The 19,068-nt window shown below is 44.4% G+C and carries 24 protein-coding genes; 18 read left to right on the top strand and 6 right to left on the bottom strand.

The window, feature by feature from the left end; translation table 11 throughout:
* Positions 1-63 precede the first annotated feature (63 nt).
* The 3 genes from LNN34_RS09390 (at position 64) to LNN34_RS09380 (ending at position 4,073) form a co-directional block, all read left to right on the top strand.
* Positions 64-1,065 (top strand): LacI family DNA-binding transcriptional regulator, encoded by a 1,002-nt coding sequence (locus LNN34_RS09390; RefSeq protein WP_229043145.1) that lies wholly within the window; start codon positions 64-66, stop codon positions 1,063-1,065.
* Between the two features lie 78 nt (positions 1,066-1,143).
* Positions 1,144-2,583, top strand: coding sequence for a tagaturonate reductase (locus LNN34_RS09385; RefSeq protein WP_229043144.1), 1,440 nt, complete (start codon positions 1,144-1,146; stop codon positions 2,581-2,583).
* A complete protein-coding gene (locus LNN34_RS09380; protein WP_229043143.1) occupies positions 2,580-4,073 on the top strand; it encodes a UxaA family hydrolase in 1,494 nt (497 codons plus the stop codon). Before LNN34_RS09385 ends, LNN34_RS09380 begins: the two co-directional genes overlap by 4 nt.
* A gap of 38 nt (positions 4,074-4,111) precedes the next feature.
* Here LNN34_RS09380 and LNN34_RS09375 read toward each other — a convergent pair whose 3' ends face one another.
* On the bottom strand, positions 4,112-4,876 hold the full coding sequence (locus tag LNN34_RS09375; RefSeq protein WP_044156273.1) for a sulfite exporter TauE/SafE family protein: 765 nt from the start codon (positions 4,874-4,876) through the stop codon (positions 4,112-4,114).
* Between the two features lie 336 nt (positions 4,877-5,212).
* Positions 5,213-5,677 (bottom strand): DinB family protein, encoded by a 465-nt coding sequence (locus LNN34_RS09370; protein ID WP_229043142.1) that lies wholly within the window; start codon positions 5,675-5,677, stop codon positions 5,213-5,215.
* Between the two features lie 203 nt (positions 5,678-5,880).
* Between LNN34_RS09370 and rapA the strand changes: the two genes are divergently transcribed.
* Both rapA and phrA read left to right on the top strand, forming a co-directional pair.
* Entirely contained in the window at positions 5,881-7,017 is a 1,137-nt protein-coding gene (rapA, locus tag LNN34_RS09365; protein ID WP_229043141.1) for a response regulator aspartate phosphatase RapA, read from the top strand.
* The gene (gene phrA, locus LNN34_RS09360) at positions 7,007-7,141 is read left to right on the top strand and encodes a phosphatase RapA inhibitor PhrA (RefSeq protein ID WP_044156269.1); all 135 of its coding nucleotides are present in this window, start codon (positions 7,007-7,009) and stop codon (positions 7,139-7,141) included. The genes rapA and phrA overlap by 11 nt, the downstream gene beginning before the upstream one ends.
* A gap of 41 nt (positions 7,142-7,182) precedes the next feature.
* Here phrA and LNN34_RS09355 read toward each other — a convergent pair whose 3' ends face one another.
* Positions 7,183-7,437, bottom strand: coding sequence for a YciI family protein (locus LNN34_RS09355; protein WP_229043140.1), 255 nt, complete (start codon positions 7,435-7,437; stop codon positions 7,183-7,185).
* Between the two features lie 109 nt (positions 7,438-7,546).
* Between LNN34_RS09355 and LNN34_RS09350 the strand changes: the two genes are divergently transcribed.
* Positions 7,547-8,494, top strand: a complete 948-nt coding sequence (locus tag LNN34_RS09350; RefSeq protein ID WP_229043139.1) for an N-acetylmuramoyl-L-alanine amidase — start codon at positions 7,547-7,549, stop codon at positions 8,492-8,494.
* A gap of 247 nt (positions 8,495-8,741) precedes the next feature.
* Here LNN34_RS09350 and LNN34_RS09345 read toward each other — a convergent pair whose 3' ends face one another.
* Positions 8,742-8,981, bottom strand: coding sequence for a hypothetical protein (locus LNN34_RS09345; protein WP_229043138.1), 240 nt, complete (start codon positions 8,979-8,981; stop codon positions 8,742-8,744).
* A gap of 407 nt (positions 8,982-9,388) precedes the next feature.
* On the opposite strand from LNN34_RS09345, the gene LNN34_RS09340 reads away from it, so the two are divergent.
* Together LNN34_RS09340 and LNN34_RS09335 are read left to right on the top strand one after the other, a co-directional pair.
* On the top strand, positions 9,389-10,000 hold the full coding sequence (locus LNN34_RS09340; protein ID WP_044156266.1) for a poly-gamma-glutamate hydrolase family protein: 612 nt from the start codon (positions 9,389-9,391) through the stop codon (positions 9,998-10,000).
* A gap of 66 nt (positions 10,001-10,066) precedes the next feature.
* Positions 10,067-10,903: a manganese catalase family protein gene (locus LNN34_RS09335; protein WP_229043137.1), complete on the top strand. Its 837-nt coding sequence runs from the start codon at positions 10,067-10,069 to the stop codon at positions 10,901-10,903.
* A 44-nt stretch (positions 10,904-10,947) separates the two neighbouring features.
* On the opposite strand, the gene LNN34_RS09330 is transcribed toward LNN34_RS09335, so the two are convergent.
* Both LNN34_RS09330 and xre read right to left on the bottom strand, forming a co-directional pair.
* The gene (locus tag LNN34_RS09330; RefSeq protein WP_044156263.1) at positions 10,948-11,544 is read right to left on the bottom strand and encodes an ImmA/IrrE family metallo-endopeptidase; all 597 of its coding nucleotides are present in this window, start codon (positions 11,542-11,544) and stop codon (positions 10,948-10,950) included.
* Between the two features lie 162 nt (positions 11,545-11,706).
* Positions 11,707-12,048: an HTH-type transcriptional regulator Xre gene (gene xre / locus LNN34_RS09325; RefSeq protein ID WP_229043136.1), complete on the bottom strand. Its 342-nt coding sequence runs from the start codon at positions 12,046-12,048 to the stop codon at positions 11,707-11,709.
* A 178-nt stretch (positions 12,049-12,226) separates the two neighbouring features.
* Between xre and LNN34_RS09320 the strand changes: the two genes are divergently transcribed.
* From LNN34_RS09320 to LNN34_RS09275, 10 genes are all read left to right on the top strand, one after another.
* The gene (locus tag LNN34_RS09320; protein WP_059352776.1) at positions 12,227-12,406 is read left to right on the top strand and encodes a hypothetical protein; all 180 of its coding nucleotides are present in this window, start codon (positions 12,227-12,229) and stop codon (positions 12,404-12,406) included.
* Positions 12,393-13,229: a phage portal protein gene (locus LNN34_RS09315; RefSeq protein WP_229043135.1), complete on the top strand. Its 837-nt coding sequence runs from the start codon at positions 12,393-12,395 to the stop codon at positions 13,227-13,229. Before LNN34_RS09320 ends, LNN34_RS09315 begins: the two co-directional genes overlap by 14 nt.
* On the top strand, positions 13,129-13,929 hold the full coding sequence (locus tag LNN34_RS09310) for an ATP-binding protein (RefSeq protein WP_229043134.1): 801 nt from the start codon (positions 13,129-13,131) through the stop codon (positions 13,927-13,929). The genes LNN34_RS09315 and LNN34_RS09310 overlap by 101 nt, the downstream gene beginning before the upstream one ends.
* Entirely contained in the window at positions 13,929-14,096 is a 168-nt protein-coding gene (locus LNN34_RS09305) for a hypothetical protein (RefSeq protein WP_024121058.1), read from the top strand. The genes LNN34_RS09310 and LNN34_RS09305 overlap by 1 nt, the downstream gene beginning before the upstream one ends.
* Before the next feature lie 93 nt (positions 14,097-14,189).
* On the top strand, positions 14,190-14,540 hold the full coding sequence (locus LNN34_RS09300; RefSeq protein WP_267476673.1) for a phage portal protein: 351 nt from the start codon (positions 14,190-14,192) through the stop codon (positions 14,538-14,540).
* Complete coding sequence (locus LNN34_RS09295; RefSeq protein WP_010333893.1) at positions 14,527-14,733, top strand: XtrA/YqaO family protein; 207 nt, start codon at positions 14,527-14,529, stop codon at positions 14,731-14,733. The genes LNN34_RS09300 and LNN34_RS09295 overlap by 14 nt, the downstream gene beginning before the upstream one ends.
* A gap of 116 nt (positions 14,734-14,849) precedes the next feature.
* Positions 14,850-15,359, top strand: a complete 510-nt coding sequence (locus LNN34_RS09290) for a sigma-70 family RNA polymerase sigma factor (protein ID WP_229043132.1) — start codon at positions 14,850-14,852, stop codon at positions 15,357-15,359.
* 117 nt (positions 15,360-15,476) lie between these two features.
* Positions 15,477-16,268: a terminase small subunit gene (locus tag LNN34_RS09285; RefSeq protein WP_044156253.1), complete on the top strand. Its 792-nt coding sequence runs from the start codon at positions 15,477-15,479 to the stop codon at positions 16,266-16,268.
* Positions 16,265-17,566, top strand: a complete 1,302-nt coding sequence (locus tag LNN34_RS09280) for a PBSX family phage terminase large subunit (protein WP_229043131.1) — start codon at positions 16,265-16,267, stop codon at positions 17,564-17,566. Before LNN34_RS09285 ends, LNN34_RS09280 begins: the two co-directional genes overlap by 4 nt.
* On the top strand, positions 17,567-19,057 hold the full coding sequence (locus LNN34_RS09275) for a phage portal protein (protein WP_229043130.1): 1,491 nt from the start codon (positions 17,567-17,569) through the stop codon (positions 19,055-19,057).
* Positions 19,058-19,068 lie beyond the last annotated feature (11 nt).

Below are 19,068 nucleotides of genomic sequence, written 5' to 3'. Positions count from 1 at the left end.
GTGTGTTTGATGATACAATATGTAATAACGAATCGCAGCCGGTATGATAAGGAAGGGAAATAGATGGTAACCATTAAAGATATCGCAAAACTTGCAAACGTATCCCACACAACCGTATCCAGAGCACTCAATAACAGCCCTTATATTAAAGAACACACGAAGAAAAAAATATTGGAGCTCGCCTCACAGCTCAACTATACACCGAATGTGAATGCAAAAAGCCTTGCAATGCAAAAATCCCATACGATCGGGCTTTTCTTTACAAGCATCACAAACGGAACCTCACACAGTTTTTTCGCTGATACCATTAAAGGCGTAAACCAGGCAATCAGCGAGGAGTACAATCTGTATGTGCGCGGCATTGATGATCTGAAAAGCTATGACTCTGTAACACCAATGAGATATGACGGCATTATTTTAATGAGTCAAAGTGATATTGATAATTCTTTTATTTATCATATTCGGGAAAAAAAGATCCCGCTCGTCGTGCTGAACCGGGATATCGATGACAGGGCCATCACCAACATATTGTCCAATGACAAGGAAGGTTCTCAGGAAGCTGTAGAATACTTGATTAAAAACGGACATCAAGACATCGCCATCATTGAGGGAATCGAAGGATTTAAATCCTCTCAGCAGCGAAAGGAAGGCTACTTAGCGGCGCTGATTCGCCATCATATACCGATCAAACATGAATACAGTGTAAAAGGGCAATACGATATGGAGAGCGGCTTTCAGGCGATGGAACGCCTGCTGGCGCTCCCGAACACTCCAACCGCTGTCTTTTGTTCGAATGATGACATGGCGATCGGAGCAATGAATGCCATATTTGCCAAGGGGATGCGCGTGCCTGATGATATATCTGTCATCGGTTTTGATGATATTGGTTTTTCGCAATATATCACGCCAAGGCTTTCTACAGTGAAACGTCCTGTTGAAAAAATCAGCGTGCTCGGGGCAAAAAAATTATTGGCGCTGATCAGCACACCGGATACGAAAGCAGAAAAAATCTTTGAAAACACAGAGTTTATGGTGCGTGATTCAGTAAAAGATGTCACGACATGATGCCCCGTTTTTCCAGCGGGCATTCTTTATACAGAAAAATGTTAACGTGTGCATAAATCTGAAAGGGAGGCAATGACGGTGCAAAAGCTGAATAAAAAATTGTACGAAAGCTATACACAGTATCCGGAAAGGATTCTCCAGTTTGGAGAAGGAAATTTTCTTCGGGCGTTTGTCGATTGGCAAATTGAACAATTGAATCGACATACTGATTTCAATGGAAGTGTCGCGGTTGTACAGCCGAGAGGTTCAGAGAAAATCAAAAGATTAAATGACCAGGATGGCTTGTATACTCTTTTTTTACAGGGAATGAAGGATGGAGAAGCGGTAAACGAAAAGATGATTATCAATTCAATCAGCCGCGGGATTGATCTGTTTTCCGACTATGACGAGTTCAAAAAGTTGGCTTCAAACGAAGCACTGCGTTTTATCATTTCTAATACGACCGAAGCTGGTATTGTTTGTGAGAAAGAAGACCGCTTAGAGGATAGGCCGCAAAAAACATTTCCAGGGAAATTAACAGCTTTTCTGTACTTTCGCTACCAGGCTTTTGCCGGAGACGAGACAAAAGGGTGTGTCTTGATTCCGTGTGAGCTGATTGAGAATAACGGGCAAAAGCTGAAGGAAGCGATTCTGCATTATGCTGATCTATGGGAGCTGGAAGAGGGATTTACGCAATGGATTCAGAACGCCAACACGTTTTGTAATAGTTTAGTAGACCGCATTGTTCCCGGGTTTCCTGTAGACAGCATGAATGAGATCACTGCGGAATTAGGCTATCAAGATGAACTGGTTGTTGTGGGAGAACAGTATTATTTATGGGTGATTGAAGGGCCGAATTGGATTGGAGAAGAATTGCCCTTTGCGGCAGCCGGTCTTCATACAAAGATTGTCAGCGATCTGACCCCATATCGGACGAAAAAAGTGAGAATTTTAAATGGCGCGCATACGGCAATGACGCCAGTTTCTTCTTTATACGGTTTGAAAACGGTGCGTGATTCAGTTGAACATCCGGCAGTGGGGCGCTTTGTTGAGGAGCTGATTCATGATGAAATACTTCCTGTTTTGAAAATGGAAGGGCTTACTCAATATGCGGAGGATGTGCTGAATCGCTTTAAAAACCCGTACATCAAACATTATGTGGAAAGCATTGGACTAAATTCAGTGTCAAAATTCAAAACGAGAAACCTGCCGACCCTCCAGGAATATGTTGAACAAAAGGGACAGCTTCCTGCACGTTTAGTGTTTTCATTCAGCGCGCTTCTGTATGTTTATCGAAAGAAGGAAATGCAGGATGACCCGGCTGTTCTTCAATTTTTCCAAGAGGTTTGGAATCAGGAGACCGGAGATATGCTCCGTATCGCTTCAGCCTTATTAGGAGAACAATGGCTGTGGGGAGCAAATCTCAATGAAATTCCGAAGCTGACTGAGAGAGTCGCTGATTACTTGAATCATATTCAAGAACTGGGAATGGAGCGGGCTCTTGAACAATGCTGTCTGCAAAGGGGGAAAGTGCTGTGAAATCATTTATAAAAATTCATAGACAGGATAATGTCTTGCTTGCTCTGCGTGATATTCAGAAGGGGGAGCGGCTGAACGCGGACGGCATATCGATTGAAGTAAAAGATGATATGAAAAGAGGCCATAAGATTGCATTGCAGCATATAAAGGAAAACGGCAGCATCATCAAATACGGGTTTCCGATCGGGCATGCGTTAAAAGATATTTGTATTGGGGAGCATATTCATGTTCATAATGCAAAAACAAATTTATCTGATATCCAAACGTACAGTTATACACCGAGATTTGAACAAAATCCATACACACATGAGGATCGGACATTTAAAGGATATAGAAGAGAAAACGGCAATGCCGGTGTTCGCAATGAATTGTGGATCGTGCCAACCGTCGGCTGTGTCAATGGAATTGCCGAAAAAATGCTTCAGCGGTTTGTCAGAGAAACGGGGGATATTGCCCCATTTGACAACGTATTAGTGCTAAAACATCAATACGGATGCTCACAGCTTGGCGATGATCACGAAAATACTAGGCAAATCCTGCTGAACGCCATTCGCCATCCAAATGCCGGCGGTGTCTTGGTGCTGGGGCTCGGCTGTGAAAATAACGAGCTGGCAGCAATGAAAAAAGCGCTTCAGGATGTCAACAAGGATCGGGTGAAGTTTCTTGAATCCCAGTCGGTGACAGACGAAATGGAGGCAGGTGTCGCATTGCTGAAGGACATCCATGAAGCGGCCAAAGGGGATAAACGGGAAAACATCCCGCTTTCTGAACTGAAAATAGGGTTGAAATGCGGGGGATCTGACGGTTTTTCCGGCATCACAGCGAACCCATTGCTCGGACGATTTTCTGATTATATCATTGCGCAGGGAGGCAGCACGGTGCTGACGGAGGTGCCGGAGATGTTCGGTGCGGAAACGCTGCTGATGCAGCGGGCTGCCAATGAAGAGGTATTCCATAAAATTGTCGATTTAATCAATGATTTTAAACAATATTTTATACAGCATGATCAGCCGGTGTACGAAAACCCTTCGCCAGGAAACAAAGCAGGCGGCATTTCCACCCTTGAGGATAAATCGCTGGGCTGCACGCAAAAGGCGGGGATTTCTCCTGTCTCAGATGTATTAAAATACGGTGAAGTGCTTAAGACAAACGGACTGACACTATTGAGCGCGCCAGGCAATGATTTAATCGCCTCCTCCGCATTGGCTGCGGCCGGCTGCCACATTGTTTTGTTTACAACGGGGCGAGGCACGCCGTTCGGCACCTTTGTTCCAACTGTAAAGGTGGCGACGAATACACAGCTGTACGAGACGAAGCCGCACTGGATTGATTTTAACGCAGGCCTCTTAGCAGAGGATGATGTTCATGAGGAATTTGTGCTTCGTGAGTTTATCGATTATATCACGAAGGTTGCAAGCGGAGAGCTCGTGAATCACGAAAAAAATGACTTCAGAGAGCTTGCCATTTTTAAATCGGGTGTGACGCTATAAACCAAGAAAGGCTATCCTGTTCAGGATAGCCTTCTTGGTTAAATCAGCTTCAAACCGCTGATTAAGATAATGGATGCCATAATAAATTGCAGCGGACGGGGTGAAAATCTAGGTGAAAGATGACTGCCAACCAGCACCCCCGGAATGGAACCGATAAGCAAATTGGCCGCTAACAAATAATCAACGCTCCCGAAGCTTGCATTTAAAATACCTGCCGCAGTAACGAGCAGAAAAGCATGCGCAATATCTGTTCCGACAATGTCGGATGTTTTCATTTTAAATAAGTACAGCATAGCAATCGCAAACAACGAGCCGGAACCGATCGACGTTAAGCCGACGATAAACCCAAACACGACACCGATAAGAATCGTAAGCATCCGCTTATCTTCGAGCGGCATCAGCTGCCAGCGGTTCGGGCGAAGTTTTTTGTCCAGAAACAGGCGGACGATGATCGAAATGGCAACTAGGGTCAACACATAACCAAGAGCGTGTTTAATAATCTCTTCCTGATGCTGGTGGAAGGCGGGAAACAAATGAAGTATGCCAATGGCTATAGAAGCACTCGGAATACTGCCGATGGCTAAGTATTTTACCAATTTAAAATTGATTGTTTTCTGCCGCCAATGGGACGCAACACCAAACAGCTTGGTGATCGAGTTATAGACAAGGTCCGTACCGACTGCAATGGAAGGATTGATTCCAAGCACTATTAAAAGAGGAGTTAAAAGCGCAGCTCCGCCTACACCTGTCAATCCGACTAAGACACCGACTAACAAACCCATCAAAATGATGCTAACACTCATGATAAAGGCCTCCTGAAAACCCGACTATTTTTATCAGATTATATATGATTAGGTCGCTTTAATCAATTAAATTTTTTTGAATATTTGTACGGATGTTTCTTTGATTTTTGTATGTTCAATATCTTTATTCATTTGCCCTATAATGAGTGTCAGGACGAGATGGGATTGAGTTTGACCGGTTAAAACAGGTAATTCCGGTCGGTATTTGGCTGAATGAGGTCAACCAGTCAGCTATATGAAAATACTGGCTGTCACTGGGAATCGGGGTATATTGGATACGGTAGTGAACTGAAGGCAATAAAAAAGATACCTTTAGATCAGGTATCTTTTTTTAGGTTACATGCGCTGCTGATAAAACGGCAGCTCCGTATGGCCTATTTCCCTTACATAAACAAACAGGTTGCCTTTATGGTGAATTTCATGCTCCATCGCAAGCTGAAGCAATGCGCTGCCAGTGACTTTTCTTCCGAAAGTGGCTGTCAGGTCAATTTCTCTGTCAAGGTGTTCCTCAGTGAGCTGCTCAAGGATGGCAGCCGTTTTTTCTGTAAACGTTTTAGCCAAAACATTGAGATCTGTTTCCGTTTCTTCCTGCTGGTTTTGAAAAGGTGAGGCATTGCCTTCTTTAATGACATTTGCGAACAGATGGAAAGTCGTCAGGATGTGCTTGACAAGCTCTTCTGCTGACATTGATGTTTCCGTCGGTTTGTAGCTGTAATGATTTTTGCTGATTTTTTCTGTCAGCTCAATCGTCACATTGCGATGTGACAAAAAGTGACTCACAATTTGAGTGGATTGGCTCAATAGAATCTCCTCCATATGTAAAAATAAATGGTGCAATGAAATCCTATATCAATGGGCATAAATTAACAAGCAATATGCTGAGAAGTGATTGTATTTTTTTGCGGTTAGCCGAAATTCGACAATTGCGGTCTTTTTGCGTTCTTCTTTTTCTTGTAAATATGATAAAATATGACATATCTCGGGTATATAAAAGGGGGGATTAATTGAGGATGAAGCAGACTATTCCGTCCTCTTATGTCGGGCTTAAAATTAATGAATGGTATACCCATATCCGGCAGTTTCACGTAGCTGAAGCCGAACGGGTCAAGCTCGAAGTAGAAAGAGAAATCGAGGATATGGAAGAAGATCAAGATTTGCTGCTGTATTATTCTTTAATGGAATTTAGGCACCGTGTTATGCTGGATTACATTAAGCCTTTGGGAGAGGACACCTCGCAGCTAGAGTTTTCAGAATTATTAGAAGACATCGAGGGGAATCAGTACAAGCTGACAGGACTGCTCGAATACTACTTTAACTTTTTTCGCGGGATGTATGAATTTAAGCAGAAAATGTTTGTCAGTGCCATGATGTACTATAAGAGGGCAGAAAAGAACCTTGCCCTTGTGTCAGACGACATTGAAAAAGCTGAATTTGCTTTTAAAATGGCTGAGATCTTTTACAATTTAAAGCAGACTTATGTCTCTATGAGCTATGCCGTTCAGGCGTTAGAAACGTATCAGATGTATGAAACGTACACTGTCCGCAGAATCCAATGTGAATTCGTTATTGCAGGTAATTATGATGATATGCAGTATCCAGAAAGAGCATTGCCCCATTTAGAACTCGCTTTAGATCTTGCAAAGAAAGAAGGCAATCCCCGCCTGATCAGTTCGGCCCTTTACAATCTCGGAAACTGTTACGAGAAAATGGGTGAACTGCAAAAGGCAGCCGAATACTTTGAGAAATCTGTTTCTATTTGCAAGTCGGAAAAGTTCGATAATCTTCCGCATTCTATCTACTCATTAACACAAGTTCTGTATAAACAAAAAAATGATGCCGAAGCGCAAAAGCAATATTGTCAAGGATTGGAAATTGCCCGTCAGTATAGTGATGAATTATTCGTGGAGCTTTTTCAATTTTTACATGCGTTATACGGAAAAAACATTGACACAGAATCAGTCTCACACACCTTTCAATTTCTTGAAGAACATATGCTGTATCCTTACATTGAAGAGCTGGCGCATGATGCTGCCCAATACTATATAGAGAACGGACAGCCTGAAAAAGCACTTTCCTTTTATGAGAAAATGGTGCACGCACAAAAACAAATCCAGAGAGGAGATTGTTTATATGAAATCTAAATGGATGACAGGTTTGTTGCTCGTTGCGGTCGGGTTCAGCTTTACTCAGGTGATGGTCCATGCAGGAGAAACAGCAGATGCAGAGGGAAAAACATTTCATATTGCGGCACGCAATCAAACATGATGATGACGAGAAAAGACCCTCCGGTTGCGGAAGGGTCTTTTTTATTTCAGCTTCCATTCCTTAATGGTCAGCTCAGAAGAACCGCTTGCCACCAGCGGATCTGCATGTCCGATTTCTGATGCCTCTTCCAGCGAACCTGCTTTGATGACGTAGGCTCCGCCTGTGGCGTCGCTGAAAGGCCCGAACATTTTTAAGCGTTTTTCTGCCTGCAGACGGTCCAAAAATTCATAGTGTCCGGCTGCATGCTTCTGATTGAATTGATCTGTTCTCGTAGTCAGCATTAAGTACGTATTCAAGAATGCCCCCTCCTTTTGAACTTTAGTTTAGCACAATTATCCATATAGCGGTGCTTTTCGTCCTACGAATGCCACCTATTGATGAAAAAAGAAAAAGGAGAGATGATAGGTGAGCATTCAAGTGAAGAAAAATGTGGTTTCTGAGGCAAAGTACGCGCTGAAATGCCCGAATGCGATGTCCGCTGAATATATTACCATTCACAACACGGCAAACGACGCGTCCGCTGCCAACGAAATTAGCTACATGATCGGGAACACCAGCTCGACAAGCTTTCATTTCGCGGTTGATGATAAAGAGGTGATTCAGGGATTGCCGCTTAACCGTAACGCTTGGCATACTGGTGACGGCACAAACGGTACAGGAAACCGCAAGTCGATTGGCGTTGAAATTTGCTACAGCAAATCGGGAGGCCCAAAGTACGAGGCAGCCGAGGCATTGGCGATCTCTTTTGTGGCACAGCTTTTGAAGGAGCGGGGCTGGGGAATTGATCGAGTCAGAAAGCACCAAGACTGGAACGGAAAATACTGCCCGCACCGCATTTTATCAGAGGGGCGCTGGGAGCAAGTCAAGGCGGCAATTGAAGCGGAATTAAACGGCAGCGTTTCAGCGAAAAAGGCTTCTCCTTCTGCGCAAGTGTATCATGTGAAAAAAGGAGACACGCTGTCCGGCATCGCAGCATCACACGGTGTCAGTGTGAAAACGCTGCAAAGCTTAAATCACATCACTGATCCAAATTACATTAAAGTCGGACAGGAGATCAAGCTTTCCGGGACTGCCTCTTCCTCTAAAAGCCATGCCGCATCCTCTTACCCGCTGCCATCGGGGGTAATCAAAGTAACGAGCCCGCTGACAAAAGGCACAAAAGTAAAGCAGGTTCAGACTGCGCTGGCAGCTCTTTATTTTTATCCTGATAAAGGGGCGAAGAATCATGGGGTGGACGGTGTATATGGGCCAAAAACAGCAAATGCTGTCAAACGCTTTCAATCTGTCAGCGGATTAACGGCAGACGGCATTTACGGGCCGAAAACGAAAGCTAAAATGGAACAAAAACTATAATGAAAAAAAGGAAGCTTCACTTGGATGGAGCTTCCTTTTTTCCCTTACATACAAACGGCAGCGAGAACCTTTTGACTGATTTGGCACAGCAGGAGAGCGCCGCGCCACAAAAGGATGTTAAGAGTTATGAACAATTTGCTAGGCACGAAGTTGACAAGAAATCTAGAAAAGTAAAAACTTCGAGCAATAAAATAGAAAATAAAAAGACCCGGTGATCACCGGGGAAAAGAAATAGAACGTTACAGGTTTAGTAATACTTTTTATATTCTACTTTGTAATCGTAGTCATGTTTGTCATGATCATAACACTTTTTGCCGTGGTCATAATATTTTTTGTCATGATCATAGTACTTTTTGTCGCAATCATAATCTTTCTCATGATCGTCATAATACTTTTTATCGTGGTCGTAATACTTCTTGTAATACTTCTTGTAATACTTCTTTTTGTAAGTGTAATACTCTTCTTTATATTTTTTATAATAACCCATACTAACCCCTCCTTTAATGTTTGATCAATTTTATTATATGGATTAAAAAAGAGATGGTATGGTCAAATGTATTCGTCATCAAAAAAAGGCTGTTTTCAAAAACAAACTGATAAAAATGGATAGCGTGCCAGCTTACATAAGCCTTTTAAAAGAATGATTTATAACATTTATACTTCATCCACCTGTAGATCGACCGCATAACGCCCCCATTTAAACGCCGCAGTTTTTCTTTCTAGTAAAATAAGTGCTTACTTTTCTATCGCCTCAGCTGTTGAAAGAGTTGACACATTTCAGCAATATATCGATAAATCCCTTCATATATCTCCTTATGGAAATACGATAAAAAGGTTTTCATTCATAGATGAGTAGAGTAAACTGGTGCTGACTGATAAAGGAGAGCGCTTAACATGAAAGATATGTATGACAGTTTTTTATCTCTTTCTGCGTCTGAATCGGAATACCGGATTATTTATGAAGAGAACAGCGGGAGCGAGCATATTGTCCTCGGTCCTCACGGCGGAAGAATTGAGCCGGGCGTCAGCGAACTGGTGCGGGCATTTGCTGATCAAAGTTCCATTTATATTTTTGAAGGATTGAAGCAGCACAACAACCGTTCGCTCCACCTGACAAGCACTCGTTTTGATGAACCGCTTGCCATAGAAAAAGTAAACGCCCACCGATTCGCGCTGGCATTTCACGGCTATCGTGATCTGAAAAAGCCGCATACATTGGTCGGGGGCGCAGATCGGATAAAAGCAGCAGCCATTTGCGAGTTGCTGAATGAGGCAGGTTTCAGTGCGGAACTGGTCAGTGAAAAAGACCGGCTGGCAGGTGTTCATCCGCAAAATATCGTCAATCGGACGAAAAGGGAGATGGGGCTGCAGCTGGAACTGAGTACGGCGCAGCGGAGCGCGCTGTTTCACAATTTTGGCTGCCGTAAGGGACAATACATAGAAAACAATCTTTTTTCTCGATATGTGAATGCCGTTAAGCTTGGTTTTTATGAAAGAAGCAAGTAGGACCTGCAATAACTGCCTATTCCTTCATATGCTGTGATTGTTTGAATGCGCAGGGAGGAATAAACGATGTTTTATCATATTAAAGAGCTTCAATATCAGGCAAAGCCTTCCCGTCCGGATCCTGTTTATGCGAAAAAGCTCCAAGAGGTGCTGGGCGGCCAATTTGGTGAAATTAGTGTGATGATGCAATATTTGTTTCAGGGTTTTAACTGCAGGGCGGATGCCAAGTATAAAGATTTGCTATGTGATGTGGGGACGGAAGAGATCGGACATGTGGAAATGTTGGCTACGATGATTTCCAGGCTTCTGGATGATGCTCCCGCTGATGTACAGGAGAATGCTTATAAAAGCAACCCCGCTATTGCAGCAGTGATGTCAGGGATGAATCCTCAGCACGCTATTGTGTCCGGCTTGGGTGCGATGGCATCAGATAGTGAGGGTTATCCGTGGAATGCAAAATACATTATCTCAAGCGGAAATCTGCTGGCGGATTTCCGTGCAAACTTAAATGCGGAAGCCCAGGGGCGCCTTCAGGTGACACGGCTTTACGCCATGACTGATGACCCCGGTGTAAGGGATATGCTGTCATTTTTGATTGCAAGGGATACTTATCATCAAAATATGTGGTATGCAGCGATTAAAGAGCTGGAAGAAAGAGAACGGGATATTGTCGTTCCCGCGACATTTCCGCGTGAGCTAGAAAAGCAGGAAGTATCCTATGACCTGTTTAACTTTTCCAGAGGGGATGAAAGCTCACAGGGAAGGTGGGCTCATGGCGAAGCCTTTGACGGCCGGGGCGAGTTCAGGTATATCCCGGCTCCGATTGCGTTCGCATCTGCGCCTCATCTTAAACCGGCGCCAATGTGGCTGCAGAATACCATGCCTCCGATGTCGAAATATTAATATCTATGCCGGGCTGAGGGCAAATGTCCTCAGCCTGTTTTTGATCAGCTGTATTTGCCGATTTGATACAACGCTTTTTCTTCAGCGACCTGCAAGTGCTGCTGATCGCCTTCCTCGTACGCATTTGGCCGCTTATGTGATAATAAGTAAGCAAGCCGCTTCTGAAATTGAATACCTGCTTTACGCCGTTCAAACATTTCAAGTCTTTTCTCAGCAAAGTCCTTTGTTACCCGGAATACCGTCGCAATGGTTGCAAGAGCCTGACTTCTCCATTGCGGCAGTTCCATCTGCAACAGCATAAAGGTTGGCACACAGAAGTGGTACATAAATTGGTTCGCCTGAAATTCCTGCAGCTCCCTGAAGAGCTTGTTCATCTGAAAATGATTGCCTGCATGCTTTAATACGTGGCACAGTTCATGACCAAAATCCTCCCATTGCTCTTCCTGGGACTTTCTTTGGTTCAATATGATACTGTACATGCCGTCGTATTTCACCATCATGCTTCCCATATCCTCGAAATGAACCCATATATCAAGATCGTTTGCGATTTTCAGCATGTCAATGTGATGGGGAGAGGTGATGCCCAGCCGGCTGTATAAATTTTTTACGTATTCCTCCAGATGTGATAAGTAATCGCCCAATTGAATACTCCCTTTCGAACGTATGTTCTGTTTGTAGCGAGAAAGAAAAGCCCGTTTAGGACTAAAAAAGTTTGTTGAAATCTTTCCCTTTTCTTTAAAAAATAAACACTTTTTTCTTTATATCGGTCTATTTTTTATATGTTTTAGAGAACAGAGAAAGATTTATTTGTTTTTCGGTTTCCGGTTTTTCTCTTTTTCTTTTAAATAGTTGATAAATTCGATGGCCTGCTGCTTGCTTTCCGGGGAAAAATCCTGCATATCCCGGTATGCGAGCTGCAAGTCCGGATCAGAAAACATATCATCATCAGAATTTTTTTCTTTTCCTGTTAATAAGTAATCCGTTGTCACTTGGAAGTAATCAGCCAGCTTTTGCAGTGTGTCGTAATCAGGTTCGCTTCGCCCGTTTTCATAATGAGAATATCGTGCGCGCGATACACCGATGTGAGATGCGATTTCTTCCTGTGTCCTTTTTCCTCTGAGACTCTTCAATCTGCCGCCTATCATACTATGACCTCTCTTTTTTTAACTCCCTAAGTTACTTATGATTATAGATACAATCTGTATCAAAATAAAGTTATGATAAAAAAAGTATCAAAAATAACTTGATGATACAGAATGTATCGTTTATACTTGGTAACAGTTGATACGAATTGTATCGAAAACAAATCGGGGGAGTGATTACATGCATCCGATTCAAATCGTTTTTAGTGAACATCCGATAGATCAGCGCCATCTCGCACAATCCGGCGGCTCCATTTCTTTTACGGCATGCGGCCTTCCGGTATTCCATTTTGAAAATCGAGAACAATTTCAAGCGTACTTGCTGTTAAAAGAAGAGGTGAAACGCAATGAAAATGGATAAAAGCTATCCTTTTCCCATGTATTCAGGGCTGTTGAATTCAGAACATTACGACAAAATAGGCTCGGCCCTGTGGCTGTTTCTCTGGTTTATCAGCTCAACGACAAAAGAAATTGAAAAGGACGGCGTGAGCTGGGGAATTGTGCTCGGCCATAAGCCATTAAAAGCAAGAGAGATGGCGGCCGTATTCGGTGTAAGTGAAAAAACAGTCAGAAGATGGCTGGAGCTTCTTGAAAGCCATGGATACATAAAGGCTGCCCGCGCGCCATACGGACTCATGATTTCTGTGAAGCACTCTAAAAAATTCAGCTTCAGATCGGACAAAATTGCGCACCGCAGCGATAATGAGCGGTCATTTTCGCCGCTGGCACAGGACAAAGAAGACCGCTCTAATATAGATAAAACAAAAACATATACTGCTGCTGATGATGCAGTGGATCACATTGCGAAGCGGTTTACACAATTACGGTCGGCTCAAGAAGGACGCACCGTGTATCCTTCCTCCAGAGATTATCAAGCCATCGCCCGTATTGTCGCCATCGGCGTTCCTGTAACGCAAACAATCAAATGGCTTGAGGAATGTTTTCAAGCTTTTGAAAACCGGCGAACCGCTGCTTCAGAAACGATAAAGGCCTTTCGCTACTGTTCGAAATTCATCGAAGACCGATTTTTCGCGCAGCAAGCCAAAAAGACCGCCGCAATACAACATGAGAGGAATGAAAGTAATGACAAAACATACAATCGAGCAGATTTTAGACGAGCTGAGAAAAGGGAGACGTCCATTACTGGCGGACAAACCGGCCGAATCAGACGCAAGCCGGTATGATTGCCAGCGATGCAAGGATCAGGGGGGATATCTCAGCCGGCAAGACGGTCTGGAAGTGTGGACAATGTGCAGCTGTATGGCAGAACGAAAAGTGAAACGGCTGCTTGGCGCAAGTGAAATTACACCTGCTTTCAGACAGCTTGGCTTCCATGAATTCCGCACCCAAGAGAAGCCACAGGCCGTCAAGGACGCGTTTGAATGCGCCAAAGAGTTTGTGGCGGATTATGAACAAATCAAGGACAGCCGGAAAAACAGCATCGCCCTTTTGGGTCAGCCCGGTTCCGGGAAAACACATCTTCTTACCGCTGCGGCCAATGACCTGATGAGAAAGCGCCATGTGCCGGTCATTTATTTTCCGTTCGTTGAAGGCTTTACTGATTTAAAAAATGATTTTGATCTTTTGGAAGCCAAGCTGAACCGAATAAAGCAGGCAGACGTGCTGTTCATTGATGATCTCTTTAAACCGGTAAACGGCAAACCGCGCGCCACTGATTGGCAGCTGGAACAAATGTATTCCGTTTTGAACTACCGCTACTTAAATCATAAACCGATTCTGCTTTCAAGCGAGCTTACGATTGAAACGCTCGTCCGGGTTGATGAAGCGATCGGCACGAGAATCTATGAAATGTGCAGTGATTACTTAGTGATTATCAAAGGAACAGCGTATGACCTGAATCATAGATTGGAGGGCATCAGATAATGTGCAAGCTCTGTAAGACAAAGAAAGTAATTGTTGAACATACCGGGATCGGAGCGGTTTTTCATCCATGTCCTAACTGCCGGTCCGGCAATGACTTAACGCCGGTTATTCAAAAGCTGGAACAAATGCTGACAGCCGGAAAAGCGGGGCTGAATGCCCGTGATTAAACAGCTGGCTGCTCTGTTCGCGTTGCTGTTTCGGGCGAAGCGGACAGAAAAAAACATCGAACAATGGTACAAGGATGACGGGAAGTGAAGCAGATGCCGGAAACAAAACAATTTGAAATGAGTCCTGCGCCGTGGCGTGCTGTCGCAAGCGGAGATACGAAGCCAATTTATATCTATTCTGCTTACAGTGAAGAAGAAAAAGAGAGGTTCCCATATTCAAACGGCCGGCTGATCGCCGCTGTATTTGACCTCAGCTCTTTTTCGCAAATAAGCAATGCCAACTTGATGGCAGCCGCACCTGAGCTGAAGGAAGCGGCTAAAGCGGCGCTGGATTTTCTAAACGGGAATTCCGCTCACTCCAAGGAGCACATCATAAGGGTATTAGAAGAAGCCAACAAAAGCGCTGAACCCGAAAGGAAGGAAATGACACATGATCAACCCTAAAAAACTCGTAAATATTGATTCCATCACGCTCGACAGCCAGCTTGAGGATGGGAAAATCCGTGTTATTATAGTCGACGGCATAAAGCATGAAGCCTGGATCACAGAAGCTCCGGAGCACGGGAAAACGCTTGTTGAAACGAGAAAGGGAGACCTTGCCCGAGTAGAATTTGAAATCGGCTACAAATTAAATTAAAGCGAAAAAAGAATACGTCCAAGACGGAAAGCCTGCGGACACTGATCAACATGCACAGCATTTGTGCGTTGATTGGTGTCCGCTTTTTTATTGCACAAATGAGGAGGAATCATAGAATGCAAGACTTATTATTTGAATATAAACGCACATTAAAACAAACAAGAACACAATATAAACCGCTCGCTGAAGCAGATGAATCAGTGCTCTCAGCTGAGGACATGAGGGATAAAAAGATTATCAGAAACATCATCACAGACCTTGAATATGTAACAGAATGGCTTGAAAAAGGAAGACAGCCCGGCATCAGACGGGCGATTGACCGGCGTGATGCGTATCAGCGGCTGATGGTCAAAGATCCAAGAATCATAGAATCATTTTCTTGCGATATGATGTTTGAGCCGGACGGACAGGTATCTGAGGAAGACAGGGAGAGAATCCGAGAAGCCTTATCCCTTTTAACGGACAGGGAGAAAGAAATGTTTTTGCTGCACAAGGTGGAATGCTTTTCTTATGAACGCATTGCCGATCTTCTTGGCGTCAAAAAATCAACTGTGCAGACAACAATCAAACGGGCTTTATTAAAGATGCAAAGACAGCAGGAGGAAATGAACCGATCGCTTGCCTGAATGCTTGTCATACGTTTGCCACCTATAAGTGAAAAGAGCATGACACATAAGCGGCCGGCATAACCGGCCGCTTTTATGAATAGAAATCCATGCTGGAGGTGGCGGTGATGCCGTAGCATGAAAACACAACAGAGAGAACAAGCATTAGCAATCTATCAGCACCATCAGGGAAATATCACAAACAGGGCCATTGCAGACACAATCGGCGTTTCGGCGAAAACAATCGGCATCTGGAAAAAACAGGACGGATGGAAAGAAGCCTTGTTTTCTGAAAACGGACATAAGCAGCGCCGCATAGAAAACGATGAATTAAATGAACGGCAGCGGCTGTTCTGCCTGTACTACGTAAAAAGCTTCAATGCGACACAGTCAGCGATCAATGCGGGCTATTCTCCGGACAGCGCCCATGTGACGGGCTGCCGGTTGTTAAAGAATGAAAAGGTTGCCGCTGAAATCAGGCGGATAAAAAAAGAAATGGTGAATGAAGTGTTTATTGAAGCGATGGACGTTTTGCAGGTATATGTCAAAATCGCGTTCGCCGATATCACGGATTATGTGACCTTTGGCAAAAAAGAGGTGCAGGCCGTCGGAAAGTCGGGACCGCTGTTTGATGAAGATGATAACCCGATCATGAAGGAAATCAGCTTTGTCGACGTCAAAGACTCCGGTCTCGTTGACGGCACGATTGTCACGGAGGCAAAGCTCGGCAAGGAAGGCATCGCCATTAAGCTTGCCGATAAAATGAAAGCACTTGAAAAGCTGTCATTATACTTTGATTTGTTTCCGGATCAATTTAAACAAAAAATAGAAAATGAGAAGTTAAAGCTCGCGAAACAAAAAGCGGAAAAAACTGATGACGGCCGCGAGCCAATTGAAATCATGATCAAACGAAAAGAGGACAAGGCATGATTGTAAAAGAAATCAATCCTCATTTTGAAGATTACGTGTTCAATTGGGAGCAGACGTACCAGTTTCTCGTCGGCGGCTACGGCTCATCAAAAAGCTATCATACGGCGCTGAAAATCGTGTTAAAGCTGTTGAAGGAAAAGCGGACGGCGCTCGTCATACGCGAGGTGTTCGATACCCACCGGGATTCGACCTTCGCTTTATTTGAAGAGGTGATTGAAGAGCTTGGTCTCACGAAGGCAGCCGCAGCACTTTCTTCCCCGCTTCAGCTGCGGTTTCAAAACGGCAGCCGGATCATGTTCAAAGGGATGGACAACCCGGCGAAGCTGAAATCTGTACACAACATTTCATTAATATGGATTGAAGAGTGCTCTGAGGTGAAGTATGAAGGCTTTAAGGAATTAATCGGCCGTCTTCGCCACCCTGAGCTGAAGCTGCACATGATTTGCACCACCAATCCCGTCGGCACCTCCAATTGGACGTACCGGCATTTTTTTCGGGATGAACGCAATCAGCGGTTTGTGCTGGATGACAGCGAGCTTTACGAAAAGCGGACACTTGTCAGGAGAGATACGTATTACCATCATTCCACGGCAAACGACAACCTCTTCCTCCCCGAAAGCTATATCAGGCAGCTTGACGGACTGAAGGAATATGATCCTGACTTATACCGAATTGCCCGTAAAGGCAGGTTCGGCGTCAATGGAATCAGGGTGCTGCCGCAATTTGAGGTGCTTCCGCACGACCGTATCGAAGAACGAATTGCGGCCATCAGCCAGCCGATCCTTCGCACAGGCATGGATTTTGGTTTTGAAGAATCCTACAATGCTGTCGTCCGTCTCGCCGTCGATCCTGATAAGAAATATCTCTACATTTATTGGGAGTATTATAAAAACAAAATGACAGATGACAAGACGGCTGAGGAGCTGCGGGAATTGGTTCAAACACAGGAAATGATCAAAGCCGACTCCGCTGAGCCGAAGAGCATTCAATATTTCCGCCAGCAGGGTTTTCGGATGGTCGGAGCCAGGAAGTTTCCCGGCTCCAGGCTTCAATACACCAAAAAGGTCAAACGCTTCAAAAAAATTTTCTGTTCGGACCGCTGTGAAAATGTCATCTATGAGCTCAAGACACTGACGTATGCCAAAGATAAAAACGGTGCGCTGGTTGAGGATGAATTCACGATCGATCCGCATACGCTTTCTGCTATTTGGTATGCGCTTGATGATTATGAGGTCGCAGATGTGAAGGAAACAGCGCAAAAACGAATCCGTCCGAACCGAGAAAGGAGGAGGTCATAAATGCCGCACAATCAAACAGTCAGAGCAACGGTTTTAAAAGCCAATGCATCTGCTCCTCAGACAAAGCAAATTTATGAAGACGACTTTTCTGATTTGTACGGAGAGGATATCATCGCTCCGCCCTACAATATCACCGAGCTCAAAACAATTGCTGAATACTCAACCATTCTTCAGCAATGCATTGATGCGTACAGAGTGAATATTACTGGTTTTGGTTTTGATGTGGAGTACACGTTTGATATCAACGCCACTGATGTCGACCAGGCGAAAAAGAAAAAAGCGGAAAAAGACTGGGCCAGACTTGAAGCCTTTTACAAATGCCTTCACTTTGATGAATCTGCTGAAATGATTTTAGGCTATGCCATTGAAGACAGGGAAAAAACCGGAAACGGCTTTATGGAAGTGCTTCGCGACGGGATGGGAAAACCGGCCGGCATTGAATATTTGGATGTGAAATATATGCGCGTATGCGGAGCCGGCGAGCCTGTGGAAGTATCTTTTATGTATGAAGAAAACGGAAAAGTGAAGAGAATCAAAAGGCAAAAACGGTTTCGGAAATTTGTGCAGATGATCAATGGAAAAAAAGTATTTTTCAAAGAATACGGCGATCCTCGAAAACTGGACATGCGCACGGGCGAATATGTCAGCACACTGGCTGAAAAGCACCAAGCAAACGAAGTGATCCATCTTAAAATCGGAAGCGGCGTATACGGCGTGCCCCGCTGGGTAGGCAATATCGTCAATTTATACGGCGCCCGGAAAGCGGAAGAGCTCAATTTTATGTATTTTAAGCAGGGGCGTCACGTACCCGCTGCGATTACGGTGGAAAACGGGATGCTGTCTGAAGCTTCTTACCGGGAACTGCAGGAGTATATGAATGACCTTGAAGGTGTGGAAAACGCCCATAAATTTCTTCTGATTGAGGCGGAAGGCATCGCGAAGGAGAAGGACCTTCACGGCGGTGAAGATATCACGCCGGTTTCTGTGGAAATCAAATCCCTTGCGGAAATCCTGCAAAACGACGCCTTGTTTCTTGAATATGATGAAAAAAGCAGAAATAAGCTGCGCTCTGCTTTCCGTCTGCCGCCGCTTTATACGGGAGAAGCTCAGGAATACAACCGGGCTACGGCTGATACAGCGAGAAAAATTACGGAGGAGCAGGTGTTTCAGCCAGAGCGGAAAACGCTTGTCAACAAATTGAACACACTGCTTTTGCCGGAGCTGAATCTTCATGATGTGAGGCTGACATTAAAAGGACCGGACTTTCGTGATCCGCTTGAGATTGCGAAAGTGCTCGGTCCTTTTATTACAGCTGGAGCCGTTTCTCCAAATGATTTACGAGACCTTGCCGGACGGGTGCTCGGCAAAACGCTTGAGGAGTGGCCGGAGGACATTTACAAACGCCCTGCCGGACAGGATGCTGAAAAGACGAATCTGACAGCACTTCTGCAGGAGCTGAAGGACAGCATCGAAGCTATCAAAACGTCCTGAAGGGAGGTGAA

It is taken from the genome of Bacillus sp. AF23 (genome assembly GCF_020861455.1).
Taxonomy (GTDB): Bacteria; Bacillota; Bacilli; order Bacillales; family Bacillaceae; genus Bacillus; species Bacillus halotolerans.
This window is presented reverse-complemented; position numbering and strand designations above follow the sequence as displayed.